At 63.4% G+C, this 16327-nt stretch carries 14 protein-coding genes and 2 pseudogenes; 7 read left to right on the forward strand and 9 right to left on the reverse strand.

Annotated elements, in window-relative coordinates; all coding sequences use genetic code 11:
* Positions 1 to 48 precede the first annotated feature (48 nt).
* The 4 genes from FJ970_RS06665 (at position 49) to FJ970_RS06680 (ending at position 6715) form a co-directional block, all read left to right on the forward strand.
* The gene (locus FJ970_RS06665; protein WP_140754678.1) at positions 49 to 1179 is read left to right on the forward strand and encodes a patatin-like phospholipase family protein; all 1131 of its coding nucleotides are present in this window, start codon (positions 49 to 51) and stop codon (positions 1177 to 1179) included.
* An 826-nt stretch (positions 1180 to 2005) separates the two neighbouring features.
* Positions 2006 to 3181: an efflux RND transporter periplasmic adaptor subunit gene (locus tag FJ970_RS06670; RefSeq protein ID WP_140754676.1), complete on the forward strand. Its 1176-nt coding sequence runs from the start codon at positions 2006 to 2008 to the stop codon at positions 3179 to 3181.
* Between the two features lie 79 nt (positions 3182 to 3260).
* Positions 3261 to 6437 carry an efflux RND transporter permease subunit gene (locus FJ970_RS06675; protein ID WP_140754674.1) on the forward strand — a complete coding sequence of 1059 codons (3177 nt, stop codon included), beginning with the start codon at positions 3261 to 3263 and terminating at the stop codon, positions 6435 to 6437.
* A gap of 119 nt (positions 6438 to 6556) precedes the next feature.
* Entirely contained in the window at positions 6557 to 6715 is a 159-nt protein-coding gene (locus FJ970_RS06680; RefSeq protein ID WP_140754672.1) for a DUF3309 family protein, read from the forward strand.
* A 74-nt stretch (positions 6716 to 6789) separates the two neighbouring features.
* Here the strand turns inward: FJ970_RS06680 and FJ970_RS06685 are convergent, their stop codons facing one another.
* Positions 6790 to 7749 carry an SDR family oxidoreductase gene (locus FJ970_RS06685; protein WP_140754670.1) on the reverse strand — a complete coding sequence of 320 codons (960 nt, stop codon included), beginning with the start codon at positions 7747 to 7749 and terminating at the stop codon, positions 6790 to 6792.
* Positions 7750 to 7878: 129 nt separating this feature from the next.
* Complete coding sequence (locus tag FJ970_RS06690) at positions 7879 to 8088, reverse strand: DUF680 domain-containing protein (protein WP_140754668.1); 210 nt, start codon at positions 8086 to 8088, stop codon at positions 7879 to 7881.
* Positions 8089 to 8202: 114 nt separating this feature from the next.
* Between FJ970_RS06690 and FJ970_RS06695 the strand changes: the two genes are divergently transcribed.
* Positions 8203 to 9117 carry a LysR family transcriptional regulator gene (locus FJ970_RS06695; RefSeq protein ID WP_140754666.1) on the forward strand — a complete coding sequence of 305 codons (915 nt, stop codon included), beginning with the start codon at positions 8203 to 8205 and terminating at the stop codon, positions 9115 to 9117.
* Here FJ970_RS06695 and FJ970_RS06700 read toward each other — a convergent pair.
* The 3 genes from FJ970_RS06700 to FJ970_RS06710 form a co-directional block, all read right to left on the reverse strand.
* On the reverse strand, positions 9075 to 10256 hold the full coding sequence (locus FJ970_RS06700) for an MFS transporter (protein ID WP_140754664.1): 1182 nt from the start codon (positions 10254 to 10256) through the stop codon (positions 9075 to 9077). The genes FJ970_RS06695 and FJ970_RS06700 overlap by 43 nt on opposite strands.
* A 98-nt stretch (positions 10257 to 10354) precedes the next feature.
* A complete protein-coding gene (locus FJ970_RS06705; RefSeq protein ID WP_140754662.1) occupies positions 10355 to 10663 on the reverse strand; it encodes a DUF1244 domain-containing protein in 309 nt (102 codons plus the stop codon).
* A gap of 11 nt (positions 10664 to 10674) precedes the next feature.
* On the reverse strand, positions 10675 to 11472 hold the full coding sequence (locus tag FJ970_RS06710) for an N-formylglutamate amidohydrolase (protein WP_140754661.1): 798 nt from the start codon (positions 11470 to 11472) through the stop codon (positions 10675 to 10677).
* 287 nt (positions 11473 to 11759) lie between these two features.
* Here FJ970_RS06710 and FJ970_RS06715 point away from each other — a divergent pair, with 287 nt between their 5' ends.
* Together FJ970_RS06715 and pyk are read left to right on the forward strand one after the other, a co-directional pair.
* Positions 11760 to 12206, forward strand: a complete 447-nt coding sequence (locus FJ970_RS06715; protein ID WP_224591876.1) for a DUF1036 domain-containing protein — start codon at positions 11760 to 11762, stop codon at positions 12204 to 12206.
* Positions 12203 to 13633, forward strand: coding sequence for a pyruvate kinase (pyk, locus tag FJ970_RS06720; protein WP_140754659.1), 1431 nt, complete (start codon positions 12203 to 12205; stop codon positions 13631 to 13633). Before FJ970_RS06715 ends, pyk begins: the two co-directional genes overlap by 4 nt.
* Here the strand turns inward: pyk and FJ970_RS06725 are convergent.
* From FJ970_RS06725 to ykgO, 4 genes and pseudogenes are all read right to left on the reverse strand, one after another.
* Positions 13606 to 14105: pseudogene (locus FJ970_RS06725) on the reverse strand (hypothetical protein). The gene pyk and the pseudogene FJ970_RS06725 overlap by 28 nt on opposite strands.
* Positions 14106 to 14157: 52 nt before the next feature.
* Positions 14158 to 15223, reverse strand: a pseudogene (locus tag FJ970_RS06730) (alpha/beta fold hydrolase).
* A 78-nt stretch (positions 15224 to 15301) separates the two neighbouring features.
* Positions 15302 to 15949, reverse strand: coding sequence for a tetratricopeptide repeat protein (locus tag FJ970_RS06735; protein ID WP_140754657.1), 648 nt, complete (start codon positions 15947 to 15949; stop codon positions 15302 to 15304).
* Between the two features lie 109 nt (positions 15950 to 16058).
* On the reverse strand, positions 16059 to 16184 hold the full coding sequence (gene ykgO, locus FJ970_RS06740; RefSeq protein ID WP_006203764.1) for a type B 50S ribosomal protein L36: 126 nt from the start codon (positions 16182 to 16184) through the stop codon (positions 16059 to 16061).
* Positions 16185 to 16327: the final 143 nt, after the last annotated feature.

Consider the following 16327-nt stretch of genomic DNA (forward strand, 5'->3'; position numbering starts at 1 on the left):
CTTCCAATGACGTTGGGCAGGCCGGCGCATCAGGATGACAGGAACGCCATGACGAAGAACGGCAAGGCGGAGGAAAAGAAGAAGATCAACATCGCCCTTCAGGGAGGCGGCTCGCACGGCGCCTTTTCCTGGGGCGTGCTCGACCGGCTGCTGGAGGATGGCAGGCTGGAGATATCGGCGGTTTCCGGCACCAGCGCCGGCGCCATGAACGCGGTCGCATTGGCCGATGGTTTCGTGCGCGGCGGGGTCGAGGGTGCCAGGCAGAAGCTGGACGATTTCTGGCACGCGGTGGCGGCGAAGGGCCGGTTCAGCCCGGTGCAGCGCATGCCGTGGGATGTCGCCTGGGGCAATTGGTCGATCGAGAACACGCCGGGCTATGTCTTCTTCGACACCATGTCTCGAGTGTTTTCGCCCTATGTCGCCAACCCGCTCGGCCTCAATCCGTTGCGCGACGTGGTCGCAAGGGAGATCGACTTCGGGAATGTCCGCGCCTGCAAGTCGATGGAGCTGTTCATCTCCGCCACCAATGTCGAGACAGGGCAGTTGCGGGTGTTTTCCGATGGCGAGATCGACCTCGACACGGTGATGGCGTCGGCCTGCCTGCCGCAACTGTTCCGCGCCGTCGAGATCAAGGGCGTGCCCTATTGGGACGGCGGTTACGGCGGCAATCCGGCGCTCTACCCGTTCTTCAAGACCGCGGCGACCGAAGATGTGCTTCTGGTACAGATCAATCCGGTGGTGCGCGAGGGAACACCAAGAAGCGCCAACGAGATCCAGAACCGCATCGACGAGATCACCTTCAATGCCGGGCTTCTGCGCGAATTCCGCTCGATCGCCTTCGTCAAGGAACTGATTGCGGCAGGTCGACTGCCGCATGGCGAATATCGCGACATCCGCATGCATCGCATCGATGCCGACGAGGCGTTCAAGGATCTGTCGGCATCGTCCAAGGTCAATGCCGAATGGGCCTTCCTGACCTATCTGCGCGACCTCGGCCGCACCGCCGCCACCGACTGGCTGGAAGAGAATTACGATGCCGTCGGCAGCCAAGCTACGCTCGACCTGTCCGGCGAACTCGATGATGGGTTCAAGCCGGTACGCGGTCCCGCACCCGGCCGTCGGGTCAAGGAATTTCTCGCCGCGCGCAAGAACCCCGAGGCCGAACGCCGTCGGGCCTGAATCCGACGGCGCTGGCTCCACGGCAGCGTCTGCCGGCAGCCATGACGGGGGTCTCCGGAGCAGCGCCCAGTCCAGCGTTGTCGGCGTGACGGCAACCTTGGCGTGCGGAAGAGCCGTCATCATGCTGACGCCTGCTGCCACTGACGGTCGGATGGTGCTGCCCCGGAGCGTTCAGTGGCATCGGGCGCAATGCTCGGTACAGAATTGCGAATAGGACGAAATACACCTGGTATTCCCGCACCTGTCTCGCGCCGCGCCCGAAGTCGGGCGTATCATGACACGCGGTCCGGGACGCAATAATGCGGGCGCATAGGTGCTTTCAGCATCTGTCCGACGTCGGTGCATCGGGGTCGGCAAGCAGCCTGATCCGAAGGGGCCGTCGTCCCGTTTCCCGAGCGATTCCAGTCCTTTGGCCGAGTGTTGTGGCGCCGCTGCCATTGTCCCTCGCCGATCGCACTGACGCCGATCGTCGGTTTGTGCCTGCACTTCAATCAGCGACGCGACGCGGATCGCGGCTGTAGTCCGGAGACGACCCATGGCGAGCGCGGCTGGTCGCCCGTGGCCGAAGTTTCAGGGGCGGATCGCGAGCCAGCGGGCGCTTCGTCAAGTAGACAGGCAAGTCACGAAGAACCGTTTCATGGCGACCACACCTTGCCCGGCTATGCAATGCTGCTGCAACTTTGGGACTATATTGCGATGCAACTTTGATGTAGAAGCGCGCTCGCCGATCACGGCGATTTGAACACGGTCAGGCGCGCACCCATATCGGCGACGCGCCCGCGTCATAAGAGGCGGTGCTGGCCGAACCCGCAGTGGAAAAATGACGATGCCTAAAATCAGGTTTCACAAGCTTGCAGCCATTGTTGTGCTCATCGGTTTCGCGGCGTGGATGGCGACGGGCGAGTTCTCGTCGGTCGGCAGTGTAGCGGCCAACAAGGCCAAGGCAGCCGAAGTCGAGCAGGGCAAGGCGCCGGATGCGAGCAAGCCGAAGGCGGCGGAAGCCGAACAGAAAGCGCCGCTGCGCACCGTCGCGGTGGTGACGCCGCCGCGCAAGACCTATGCGCGCGCCATCCGCATTTCCGGGCTGACCGAAGCCGACAAGCGCGCGGTGCTTGCAACCCGCGTCGCCGGCGTCATCGACCAGCTACCTGTCAAGCAAGGCGATCACGTCAAGACCGGCGACCTGGTGCTGATGCTCGCCGCCGAGGAAAAGATCTCGATGGTCGACAATGCCAAGCAGCTTGTCGCGCAGCGCCAGGCCGAGCTGGACGCGTCGTTGCGGCTGATGAAGACCGGCAATTTGCCCAAGCTGCAGCTCGACACCGCCCGCTCCAATCTGACTCTGGCGCAATCCCAGTTGGACACCGCGCAGGCCGAGCTCGACCGCAACGAAGTAAAGGCGCCGTTTGACGGCGTCATCGACCGGGTGCCGGTGGAACTGGGCAGCTCCGTCATGCAGGGCGGCGAGGTAGCGACCATCCTCAAGCTCGATCCTGTGATCGCGCGCGGCGAAATCAGCGAGCGCGACCTCGGCTATCTCAAGATCGGTGACAAGGCCAGCGTTCGGCTGGTCAGTGGCCAGACCGTCGAAGGCACCGTGCGCTATATCAGCCGCGACGCCTCGTCGGCGACCCGCACCTTCCGTGTCGAGATCGCCATCCCCAATGCCGATGGCTCCGTGCCGGCCGGCATGACGGCCGAAATCCAGCTCAGCGCCTTGCCGACCGACGCCGTCCTGTTGCCTCGCTCGGTGGTGACGCTCGGCGACAAGGGCGATCTGGGCATCCGCGCCGTCGGCAAGGACAACAAGGTGGCGTTCTTCCCGATCGACCTGGTCGACGATACGCCGACCGGTCTCGTGCTCGGCGGCATCCCGGCCGATGCGCGCATTATCGTCGCCGGCCAGGAACTGGTGAAGGAGGGCGATGAGGTCCATCCGGTCGAGGCCGACCAGGCAACCATCAACAAGCTGATCGGCGAAGCCACCGCCGGGACGCAGTAGCGCGGGGCGCCGGCGCCGGGCCTTGCCCGGCGACAGCATGTCCGTTCGCCACTCCCCAAGCCAACAGCAGGCATAAGTCATGGATATCGTCAGACTCGCAATCAACAATGCCCGCCTGACCATCTCGGTCCTGGTCTTCCTGCTGATCGCAGGCTGGGTCGCCTATCAGTCGACGCCGAAGGAAGCGGAACCCGACGTTCCGATTCCGATGATGTATGTCAGCCTGATCTATCAAGGCATTTCGCCCGAAGATTCCGAGCGCCTTCTGCTGCGGCCGATGGAAAGCAAGCTGAAGAGCCTGAAAGGCCTCAAGGAGATGCGCTCGGCCGCTTTCCAGGGCGGCGGCTATGTGCTGGTCGAGTTCCAGCCGCAGACCAACCTGGCGACGGCACTGCAGGATACGCGCTCCAAGGTTCAGGACGGCAAGGCCGACCTGCCGCAAGCGGCCGAAGAGCCCGTCGTCACCGAGGTCAACATTTCCGAATTTCCGGTGCTCGTCGTCACGCTGTCGGGCGAATTGCCCGAACGCGTGCTGGCGGCTGCGGCGCGCGAACTGCGTGACCGCATCGAGGAAGTGCCCGGCGTCCTCGAAGGTTCCCTGCAAGGGTCCCGCGACGATCTGGTCGAAGTCGTCATCGATCCGATGAAGCTGTCGTCTTACGGTTTGCAGCTCGATCAGCTGATCGGCGCCGTCGGCGCGTCCAACAGCCTCGTCGCCGCCGGCAACATCGAGGGCTCGCAGGGCAAATACGCCGTCAAGGTGCCGTCGCTGATCGAGACGCCCGAGGATGTGGCCGCACTTCCCGTGGTCGCCGGTCCCAATGCCGTGGTTCAGGCCAAGGACATCGCGACGATCCGCTCGACCTTCGCCGATGCCACGACGATCACGCGCCTCAACGGCAAGCCGGCCATCGCCATCGAGGTCAAGAAGCGCATCGGCGCCAATCTGATCGACACGCTGACCAAGGTCAGGGAGGTGTCCGACACCTTCGTCAAGACCATGCCGGAAGGCATGCACGTCACCTACACGCAGGACAAGTCGGTCTTCGTCAACCAACTGCTCGGCGATCTGCAGAACCACGTGATGATCGCCGTCATCCTGGTGTTCATCGTCATCCTCTACGCGCTGTCCGGGCGTGCCTCGCTGCTCATCGGCCTGGCCATTCCGTCATCCTTCCTGATCGGCATCCTGCTGCTGGCCATGATGGGCTACACGATCAACATGATCGTGCTGTTCAGCCTCATCCTGGCCGTCGGCATGCTGGTCGACGATGCCATCATCGTCACCGAGTTCGCCGAACGACGGATGAGCGAGGGCATGCCGAAGCAGGAAGCCTTCGCGCTCGCCGCCAAGCGCATGGCCGGTCCGGTCATCGCGGCGACGATGACGCGTATCGCCGCCTTCTCGCCGCTGTTGTTCTGGCCGGGGATCATCGGCGATTTCATGAAGTACATGCCGATCACGCTGATCGTCACGCTGTCGGCCTCGATGCTCTATGCACTGGTCTTCGCGCCGACGCTGGGGGCGATCTTCGCCAAGGCGCCGCAGCATCACGAGGAAGGCAATCGCGATGGCTGGTACATGGCTGTCGTCAAGCAGGCAGTACGCTTCCCCATCACCGTGATGGTGCTCACCGTCGTCTTGCTGGCCGGCATCTTCGTTGGCTATTCGAAGTACGGTGCCGGCGTCGAGTTCTTCCCGAGCGTCGAACCCGACTACGGCCTGCTCTATGTGCATGCCCGCGGCAACCTCTCGCTGGCCGAAATGGATACCGCGACCAAGATTGCCGAAAACCGGCTGCTCGGCTGGCCGGGCGTGAAGTCGGTCTATACGCGCGTCGGCAAGTCCCAGGGCGGCGGCCAGGACGTGCCCGAAGACGTCGTCGGCGTCATCCAGTACGAATTCATCGACTGGCGCGAGCGCAAATCGGCCAACGATATCCTGAACGACCTGCGTGGCGTGATGGCCGGCATTCCCGGCGTCGACGTCGAGGTGCGCGTGCCGGAAGCCGGCCCGCCGACCGGCAAGCCGATCCAGATCAGGCTTTCGGCCATCGACCCCAAGGGATTGGACGAGAAGGCGCGCGAAGTCGCCGCACGCATCGGCAAGGTGCCCGGCGTCATCGACATTTCCGATGGCTTGCCGCCGCCAGGCGTCGACTGGGCACTCGAGGTCGACCGGGCCAAGGCCGCCCAATACGGCATCAGCCCAACCTCGGTCGGGACGGTGGTGCAACTCGTCACCAACGGTCTGAAGCTCTCGGAATACCGGCCGGCCGGCGCCGACAAGGCGGTCGACATCCGGCTGCGCTTGCCCGAGGACCGGCGCACGCTGTCGACGCTCGACGAGCTCAGGGTACAGACCTCGCAAGGATCGGTGCCGATCTCGAACTTTGTCGTTCGGAAGGCGAAGCCGAGCGTCGGCATCCTCAATCGCATCGACGGTGCCCGCACCGTGGTGGTGCAGGCCAACGTCGCCGCCGGCGCTCAGGTCGCCGCCGTTCAGCAGGAGGTTACCCAGGCCGTCGCCGACATGAATCTCGGCAGTGGCATACGCTGGAAACTGGCCGGCTCGAACGAGGACAGCGCGGAAGCCAGCGCCTTCCTCAGCAAGGCCTTCGGGGCCGCGATCTTCCTGATCTTCCTGGTGCTGCTGGCGCAGTTCAACAAGTTCACCAGCGTCTGGCTGGTGTTGTCCTGCGTCGTCATGGCGACGATCGGCGTGTTCCTCGGATTGCTGATAACAGGCGAGACGTTCGGCATCGTCATGTCGGGCATCGGCGTCATCGCGCTGGCAGGCGTGGTGGTGAACAACAACATCGTGCTGATCGACACCTATGACCGGCTGCGCGAGGAAGGCTGGGACAAGATGGACGCGGTGCTGCAGACCTGCCGCGAGCGTGCGCGTCCGGTTGTGCTGACGGCGGTATCGGCCATTCTCGGCGTGCTGCCGATCGCCTTCGGCCTCGGGCTCGAAATCTTCCATCACGAGACGACGATCAATGCGCCGTCGACGCAATGGTGGATTTCGCTGTCCTCGGCGATCGTCTTCGGCCTGTCCTTCGCCACCATCCTGACGCTGGTGGTGACGCCGTCGATGCTGATGGTGTTCACGCGCGCCAAGATCAAACCGGGTGCGCGGCGCGGCTGGTTCAGCCGCCTGTTCCGGCGTGGCAAGGGCCAGATCTCATCGGACACGCCGGCAGCGGATGCAGGCGCCGAGCCGGCAATTGCCTTCCCGAAAGCCGCCGAATAGACGGCTCCCCGATCTAACTGCCAAAGGCCGCCCGGAACAACCGGGCGGCCTTTGGCATTTTCCCTCAGGGCCGATGTCCCAGCATTGTCTCGCAAGCAACGCAGAGCGGGGAATTTGTCATGCCGATCAGCACCATCGTCATCATCGTCCTGATCCTCGTCCTCATCGGAGCGGTGCCGGCGTGGCCGCACTCGCGATCCTGGGGTTATGGACCTTCGGGCATTGTCGGTGTGGTGCTGGTGGTGGTTCTGGTGCTGGTGTTGATGGGGCGGCTTTGAGCCGTCGCCTCAATTCGTAAAGGACGAAAGGCCTTCAGCCTCGGGTAAGTTTTAAGTGCCGTCGGCGTCGGAAATCAGGCAGCTTCCGCGGCGCCATTCACGGTGGCGATGCCGACATCTTCGAGAGCCTCGGCGACCGCCCGATCAAGCGGCGTATGCGGGATTTCTCCAATGACGCCTTCCAGCCGCGTCGAAGCCAGCCGGTGTGGCTGGAAGCGCAGGTACGACATCGAGACGATCTCGCGCCACATCGCCACGAACGGGCTGCCGGCGCGCAGCACCCACCAGGGCATCGCTGCCATCTTCAACTGATGGCCGACGGCCTTCTCGACCGCGGCCTTGATCTGAAGATCGGTGACGGCGTGGCCGGGGAAGTTCAGCGCCTCATAGAAGCCGAGCTTGTCGAGATTGCGGGCCAGCGCGACGAAACCGACGGCGAAGTCCGGCAGATAGGCCCATTCATGCACGAGGTCGGCCGGACCAGGTGCTGTGTACGTGCCCTTGTTGATCTTGGCGGCGACGATCAGGTCGAACCACGAGCCGCTGCCGGTGCCGCCGAAGAAATCGCCGGCGCGCAGAAGGATGGTGCGCACCCGGCCGGCCTCGGCCTCACGGCGGAACAAATCCTCCATGGCGCAGCGAATGCGGCCTTTTTCCGTGGTCGGATGGAAGGGGGTGTCTTCCGTGATCACCGCCGGCATTGGCGAGCCGTAATTGTAGACGGTGCCGGGGAAAAGGTGCAGCGCGCCGTTGGCATGGCAGGCCGCCATGACGTTCTGCGCCATCGGCAGGCACTTGCCCCAATCGGTGTAGATCGGGTTCAGGCCGTTGAAGATGATATCGACACCCTCTGTGGCCTGGATCAGCGATTGACGGTCGAGCGCATCGCCGGCAACCGCCGTGGCGCCCTTAAGCTCAGCCGGCATCTTGCCGGTACGGGTGACGGCACGGATGTCGAAGCCAGCGTCGATGAAGGCTCTGGCAACCACGCGGCCGAGCCGGCCATTGGCGCCGAGGATTGCGATCTTGGTCATTCTTCGTCTCCTTGTTCGCTTTGAAGTGCGGGGATTGGCTTTGAAGTGCCGGGTTGCTTCGAAGTGCGGGTTTGCCGTGAAGCGACGGGACAAGCCCGCCGCTTTCTGGATCTTCGGAGGATCCGCCGTTCAGCGGCTGCCCGAGAGGTCGCGGTTGCTGCCCTGGACGACAGGCTTCTGATTGGTCGCCTCGGATTTGCCGATCGAAGCGGTGGTCGTGTTGTCGGTGCTGGCGACGGCCGGCTGGCTGGCATTGCCCGAGCCAAACTTGTCGCTGCCGGCAAAAGCGGTGCTGCCGGCGATGAGGAGGGCGGCGGCGGTGAGTGCAATCTTGGTCATTGGATTACTCCTGGTTGGTTGTTGCAGTCGGTATCGGTGTTTGCAGGGTGAATATGATTGCTTCATGGATGAATTGGAATTGACTACGAATGCAGTTTTGATATTCATTATTGAATGGATGACATCGACTGGAATCTGATCAAGAGCTTTGTCACCGTGGCGGAAACCGGCAGCCTGTCGGCCGCGGCGCGAAAGCTGTCGGCAAGCCAGCCGACGCTTGGCCGTCACATCGGGGAGTTGGAACAGGCGCTAGGCGTCACGCTTTTCCGGCGCGGGCGAAGCGGCTATGCGTTGACGGAAGCCGGTGCCACGCTGTTCGAACGCGGCAAGGCGGTTAGCGAGCAGGCGAATGCCTTTTCACGGCTCGCGCTGGGCTCGGTGGAGGCGATCGAGGGCACGGTGCGGATTGCCGCCAGCGAAGTGGTGGCGGCCTATGTGCTGCCAGACATGATGGCAAGGCTCGGCATCGAGGAACCCGGCATCGAGGTCGAGATCGTTGCGTCGAACCAGGTCGAGAACCTGCTGCGTCGCGACGCCGACATCGCCATTCGCATGGTCAAGCCGGCGCAAAACGAACTGGTGGCACGCAAGGTCTGCGATATCGCGCTCCGTGCCTGCGCGGCCATCTCCTATCTCAAGAGACAGGGGCGCCCGCTGGGGCCGGCTGATCTCGTCAATCACGCCCTGATCGGCTTCGATCGCAGCGACGAGATGATCCGAGCCTTTTCCCAGTATGGCGCCTCGGTCACCCGAAACAGTTTCCGCTTCAGGGCCGACAATCAGATCGTGCTCTGGGAAGCGGTGCGGGCGGGAAACGGCATTGGTCTTGGCCAGGAGCCGCTGGCAGACCGCGATCCGCTCGTGGAAAAGGTGTTGCCCGGCCTGCCATTACCTGCCCTGCCGGTCTGGCTCGCCATGCATCGCGACGTGCGCGGCAGCGTGCGCATCCGCCGCGTGGCCGACTTTCTCCATGAGGAGTTGAGGCGCTATTCGGCAGGTGCGGCGTCGGGGGCGAATTCGGCGCGGTGAGCCAACCCGGCCATCAAAAGAACGACGATCAGCAGGCCCGCCATGGCGATGAAGATCGGGCCGAAGCTGAAATGTTCGGCAACGAAGCCGATCGCCGACGGCGCCACCAGAATGCCGGAATAACCCATGGTGGTGACCACGCTCATGCCGGTGCCCGACGACATGCCTTCCTGGTTGCCGCCGGCCGAAAATATGATCGGCACCATGTTGGCGATGCCGAAGCCGCAAAGCGCAAAGGCCGCGATAACGAGCCAGGGCGAGGGTGACAGGCCGGCGATCAGCATGCCGGCGGCGGCGAATACAGCCGATCCGCGCAGCGTCGTCACCGCGCCGAAGCGGTTGCGGACACCATCACCGAAAAAGCGCATGATCGCCATGACGCCGGAGAAGGCGGCGTAGGCCAAGCCGGCGACGGCGAGGTCGGCGCCGAGTTCCTGCCGCAGATACAGCGCCGCCCAGTCGAGTACCGCGCCCTCGGAAATCATCGTCAGCAGGGCCATCAGGCCGATCAGGTAGACCAATGGGTTTGCCGGCAAAGTGAATTTGTGGTGCTCGGCCGCTTGAGGCCTGTTTTCGGCCACGATATGGGGGACCGCCGCCGCGATCGCCGCAAAGGCAAGCGCGGTCACCACCGCGGCATGGGCGAAATGGCCATAGGTCTGGATGGCAAAGCCGCCAAGGGCGCCGCCGGCGAAACCGCCGAGGCTCCAGAAGCCGTGCGAGGAGGACATGATGGCGCGCCCCAGCCGCCGTTCCACCACCACCGCATTGGCATTCATGGCGACATCCATGCCGCCGATCGAGCCGCCGAAGATGAACATGGCAGCGGCCGCCAGCGGCACGTTGGGCGCCAGCGCCACGACCAGCAGGCCGAGGCTGCCGCAGAGACCGAACCAGCGCAGCACGGTGCGCGAGCCATGTCTGGAGATCAGGTGGCCGCACCATGTCATGGCGGTGACCGCGCCGGCGCCAAACAAAAGGATCAGCAGGCCGAGCGTGAATTTCGAGATGTCCAGCCTGGTCAGGAACACCGGAATCTGCGGCGCCCAACTGCCGGTCAGAAAACCGTTGGCGAGGAAAATGGCGGCCACCGCCCATCGCCCGCGGATGGCAGTCTGCATGGCGTTCGACGCGTTCATAGGGCGAATCCGGTCAGAAAATGGCTTTGCGCGGCAAATTAGATCGATTCAATTTTCAGTCAAGCGCTCTTGTGGGAAAGCATTTGGGCCAAACGGACTCAGTGATCCCTAGGACGCCTGGCTTCGAATTCGGCCTTCTTGGCGTCCGAAGCCTCTGTCTGGTTGAGCGCCTGCCACTGCGCATAGGGCATGCCGTAGACGATCTCGCGCGACTGGTCCTTCGAGAGATCGACGCCCTCGGCATTGGCAGCCTCGCGATACCAATTCGACAGGCAGTTGCGGCAGAAACCGGCGAGGTTCATCAGATCGATGTTCTGCACGTCGCTACGTTCGCGCAAATGGGTCACCAGCCGGCGAAAGGCGGCCGCCTCGAAGTCGCGCTTCTGTTCGTCGCCGAGTTTGGTCATCGGAACCTCCGTCATAGCGGCCCGGTGCGCGAGCCAAACATCTTTACCGCATGTATATCGGGACGGCGGTCGATGCCGTCAACGATCGGGGCCAGCCGCTCGGCCCAGGCGAGAATGCCCTGCTGGTCCGCTATCAGGTCCTGGCGGATTTCGATCAGCGCATGGGCGTAGCCATTGACGATGGCGTGCCTGAACATGGTGTCGCCGCGCAGCGCGCCGTCATACGGTTCGTTGTCGCCGACGATGAGGTCTTTGTCCTCAGCCAGCATGTCGATCAGCTGTCGCGCCGCCCGGTCGTCTTTGTCCCAGAGGATGCCGACATGCCAGGGCCGCTGCCTGCCTTGCATGGCCGGCGTGAAGGAGTGCACCGAGAAGATGAAGGGCGCCTTGCCGGTGGCTTGCACGACCGACGCAATCATGGCGCCGACCGCATCGTGATAAGGACGGTAGAACCGATCAAGCCGCCTTTCGCGTTCTTCCGGCGCCATGGGATAATTTCCTGGAATGATGGTGCCGTCATAGAGCTGGCGAATGAGGGTTGGATCGTCCTCGCCCCGGTTGGGATCGATCAGCAGCCGCGAGAAATTGGCGAGCACCGCCGGTACGTCCAGCAGGGCCGCCAGTTCGCGCGTCACCGCTTCGACGCCGATGTCATAAGCGATATGGCGGCCGAATTCGGCCGATGGCAGCCCCAGGCTGCCATACTCCTCGGGCAGGTCGCGGCGGGCATGATCGGCCAGAAGCACGATGCCCCGCTTGCGGTCGCCCTCGACAATATCGAATGGCGCGAAAACTGTGGATCGGGTCATTGGCGGGAAATGGGCTGTTCGCTGGCTTCCGGGGAGGGTGCTATCGTCATTCCACGAAGACGACGCGTGCGCAATGCCGTTGTTTGGCCAAGGTTTCCGCTGAAATCTGGCAAGGGGCGACGGATGGCGCGCCGAGAGCCTTCCTAAATCGATTGGATTGGTTGAAACGGCGCGTTGACATGCGCCCGGACTTTTCCGAAAAGGGGCGCAGAGAGATGCTGATGTGGTTCTTGAGGGGTTTTGGAATGGGTTGCGCCGGCAGGCAGCGCATGCGCTCAGCCTTTGCCATGCCATTCCTGATCCTGACCGTTGGCGCGTCGGCAATGGTCATGGCCTCGCCGGCGCACGCCGATTTCCGCGTCTGCAACGCCACGCAGAACCTGGTCGGTGTCGGCATCGGCTATCGTGCCAAGGCCGGCTGGATCACCGAGGGCTGGTGGCACATCGATGGATCGAGCTGCAAGACGTTGATCGAAGGGCCGTTGTCATCAAGGTTTTACTATCTTTATGCAGAAGACGCCGAGCGCGGCGGACGCTGGGACGGCCCGATCAACATGTGCGTGGCTGAAAAAGAGTTCAAGATCGCCGGCGTAAGCGACTGCGTCGCCCGGGGCTTCCAGCGCGCCGGATTCCAGGAATATGACACGGGCGAGCAGGCAAGCTGGATGGTCCAGCTCACCGATGAGCCCGCAACGGGAGGCGCCCCAGCCGCCCCGGGAACGAATAGTCAATGAGACGTAGCCGTAAGGTCAAGATCCTCGCCACCATCGGTCCGGCCTCCTCGTCCGAGGAGATGCTGAAGAAGCTGTTCGAAGCGGGCGCCGATGTCTTCCGCATCAATATGAGCCATACCGATCATGAGCTGATGCGCACGCTGGTCGCACGCATCCGCGCCGTCGAGGAAAAAGTCGGCCGGCCGATCGGCATCCTGGCCGACCTGCAAGGCCCGAAGCTGCGCGTCGGCAAATTCGCCAACGGCAAGGAAGTGCTGACGCTGGGCCAGACCTTCACGCTCGACGACAATCCCGAGCCTGGCACCTCGACCAGGGTCTACCTGCCGCATCCGGAAATCCTGAGTTCGGTCGAGGCTGGCCATCGCCTCTTGATCGACGACGGCAAGCTCGAGCTGAAGGCGGTGAAGAGCGACGGCAAGTCGATCGTCTGTACCGTCATTGCCGGCACCACGATTTCCGACAAGAAGGGCGTCAGCCTGCCCGATACCGACCTGCCGGTCGGCGCGCTGACCGAGAAGGATCGCAAGGACCTCGACGCGGTGCTCGCCACGGGCGTCGACTGGGTCGCGCTGTCCTTCGTGCAGCGGCCGGAAGATCTGGCCGAAGCGCGCAAGATCGCGCGCGGCCGCGCGCTCATCATGGCCAAGATCGAAAAGCCGCAGGCTGTCGCCCGGCTGGCCGAGATCATCGAATTGTCCGACGCGCTGATGGTCGCCCGTGGCGATCTCGGCGTCGAGATGCCGTTGGAAGCCGTGCCCGGCATCCAGAAGCAGATAACGCGCGCCGCGCGCCGCGCCGGCAAGCCCGTGGTGGTCGCTACGCAGATGCTGGAATCGATGATCACCGCCCCGGTGCCGACCCGCGCCGAGGTCTCCGACGTTTCGATCGCCGTCTTCGAAGGGGCCGACGCCATCATGCTGTCGGCGGAATCGGCGGCGGGCGCCTATCCCGTCGAGGCGGTTGCCATGATGAACCGCATCGCCACCAAAGTCGAAACAGATCCGACTTATGCCGGCATCATCAACGCACAGCGTTCGGAGCCGGAAGCGACCGGTGCGGATGCCATTTCGCTGGCCGCCCGCGAAATCGCCGAAACGCTGAAACTGTCGGCGATCGTCACCTACACGGCATCAGGCACCACCGGCCTGCGCGCCGCGCGTGAGCGCCCACAGGTGCCGATCATCGCGCTGTCACCGATCGTCGACACGGCGCGGCGGCTGTCGCTTTTGTGGGGCACGCATTGCGTGGTGTCGCCGGACGCCACGGATCTCGACGACATGGTCAACCGCGCCTGCCGCATTGCGCTGGAAGAAGACTTCGGCAAGCCGGGCGACCGCGTCATCATCACCGCCGGCGTGCCGCTGCGGACCCCGGGATCGACCAACATGCTGCGCATCGCCTATGTCGGATCGGAAACCGGCCGGTAGTCGGCCGCCAGCCTCATTGCGATCCTGAGCGCTCTTGCCGCGGCTTCCGGGTGGTTTCACGCTGGAGAAACCGGTGCGCGCGGGGAATAGGGTCGTACAGATACTGATCCGGGCCCAGTATCTTTCGACGGTTGAGTTCGGTCGTATCGAGCAGATCGAAATCGACCTTCGCGATCGTGCAACGCCATCCGGCGTTCCGCGAGGCCCAGCCTCTTTCATGATGTTCGAGCAACCGCTCTCGGGCGCAATAGCCGTGGTAGTCGAAAGCGATCATGCCGTTCGTCACATAGATATGGTTTCCCGAAAAGTTCTCAGCGGGGATGATCCGCTCGCCGTAAAATCCCTCAAGAGGCGGATGCTCGAGGAAGGTGCCGGCGAGAATGGCGCACGCGCCGTGACCGAAGAAGATGCGATCCGGCAGCGCCCATCGCTTTTCCGGATTTCTCTTTATGCCGTGTTTCAGGACGTACATGCCGCTCAGGTCCTGATGGGGTCTTGCGATGACCGTTTTCGGATGGCAGGCATCAGGTCGGCGCGAGCTCCGCTTCAGGTTCCTTGATGTCGGCGCATTTGCCCACGCCATAGGCGTCGTCGGCAATCCGGGCTTCCACCTTCCTGGCGATTGCTTCCAGGTCGATATCCTTGCCGGCGACTTTCCCGATGGCGCCGACAACGAGGTCGGGGGCGATCCAGTCGGGTTTGTGACCGAGATTATGCACCCAGACGAGCTCGGCGCCTGAGATGTCGCGCACTAGGCCAACGGAATGGATATGCGCATAGACGACCTTGTCGCGGTCGCCCGAAATGACGACGGTCGGCACCGTGATCTCGTTGTAGCGCGGCGCGGCACCAAGCGCATAGCGATAGAGCCCGGCCACGTCGGTGGCATTGGCGCGAAAGGCCGATGGCCGCAGCACCAGCGGGATCGAGGCTGAGGCGAGATAATCGTCCGGCACCTTGTTGGGCGCGAAGACGCAGGTCGTGGCATCAGCCATCCGCAACGTTCCCGCAGGATAGCTCAGGGTCTCGGAGAACAGCCGGCCGATCACCGGAATGGTGGTCAGGTCGTAGTACCAGGACGTCGCGCCGCCCGGCCAGGGATGGGTTGCCGGTGCCAGGAAGACGAGGCCGAGCGTCCTGTCCGCATGCTCGCGGCCGAAAGCCGCCGTCACCACGCCACCGAAGGAATGGCCGACAATGATTGCCTTCTTGATGCCGAGACGGTCCATGAGCGCGGCGATGGTGTTGGCCTGAGCCGACGGATCCTCACTGTTGCCGGGGCGGCGTCCCGACCAACCGGCTCCCGGCCGGTCGAGGAACAGCATTTCGGCCCGCCCTTCGAGCCGTGGCCTCAGCGGCAGCATCTGATCCCTAAGATTGGCGCTGGCGCCATGGATGAAGACGATCGGAGGCAGATCCGCATTGGTTGGAGCGGATGTGGACATAGTGGATGCGGGCGCCGTCGATGTCGGCGAATTCGCCGATCGGCGGAACGCGGCGCTCGATCAGCCATGAGCCGACGCGGGTCACGCCGACAAGGGCAAGGGCAAGCGCCATCAGGAAGGCCAGCGCGGCATAAATCAGGTTCATGCGGGAATATACGAGAGTGAGATGGGATTGGTTGTGGGGTAGGCAGTAGGGAGGTTCAAGCGCCTAATGCCCAATCTATCAAATGCCTTCGCCGGCAAGCTCTTCCGACAGGGTGGCGACCTGGTTCTGGGCGCTTCGCATCATCGGATAGATGGCCAGCACTCTCTGCCAGGCCTCGAGCGCCGATTGCTTGTGGCCGGTCTCCGCCATGATCTGGGCCAGCCCCGACAACGCACCGAAATGGCGTGGTTCGAGCTGCAGTGCGCGGTCGATGTCGGCCATCGACTTGCCGTAGTTCTTCATCATGAAATGTACGGTGGCGCGGCGGTTCCAACCTTCGGCGTAGTTTGGCTGCAAGGTCACCACCTGGTCCAGGAAATCGAGCGCGACGTCGAACTTCTGATCGCTCATCGCTTTTTGCGACCACTGCATCATCAGGTCGATCGAGGCGCTGCCAGACTGGGACCATTCGTTCCAGATGTTGCCGGCAATGCGCTCGGCGGCCTTTTCGTTGCGCTCGCGCTTCAGATCGGAGAACAGCTTGTCGAGCCGGGCCTGTTTCGTCATCGGCGGGGCCGGAGCGTCCGGAGCCACGGGCTGGGCACCGGAGGGCGCCGACTGACCATCCGCGGCTGCCACCGCGATCGGCCGATCACCGGCCTGCGTCGGCAGGGAGATGACACCGGAAACAAGGAAAGTCGTCAAAAATACAAAAGGAATCCGCATTGCCCGAGTTTACTCCCGGGCGGCGGAACATCAAAGTGATTTAGCGTGGGAAGGTCGGCTGGCCGACAAACATCAATGGGCGGAGGCAAAAAAGCCTCCGGCCGAGAAGTCAACCCTGGCGCGCCTTGTAGCGCGGGGCGGTCTTGTTGATGATGTAGATGCGGCCCTTGCGGCGAACCAGCTGGTTGTCGCGGTGACGCGCCTTCAGCGCCTTGAGCGAATTCTTGATCTTCATGGTCTTGCCTGTCGGTGTGAACCCGGTTCCGGGTCGAAATTTTAAGGCGCGCCAGAAGACGCGCCTTTTGAACGGTGGGTGGCTCATAAACGAGGAGCCTTGCCCATGTCAACCGTAAGTCAACCGCAAGCGTGCTCCGCGTC

This window comes from Mesorhizobium sp. B2-1-8, from assembly GCF_006442545.2.
GTDB lineage: Bacteria > Pseudomonadota > Alphaproteobacteria > Rhizobiales > Rhizobiaceae > Mesorhizobium.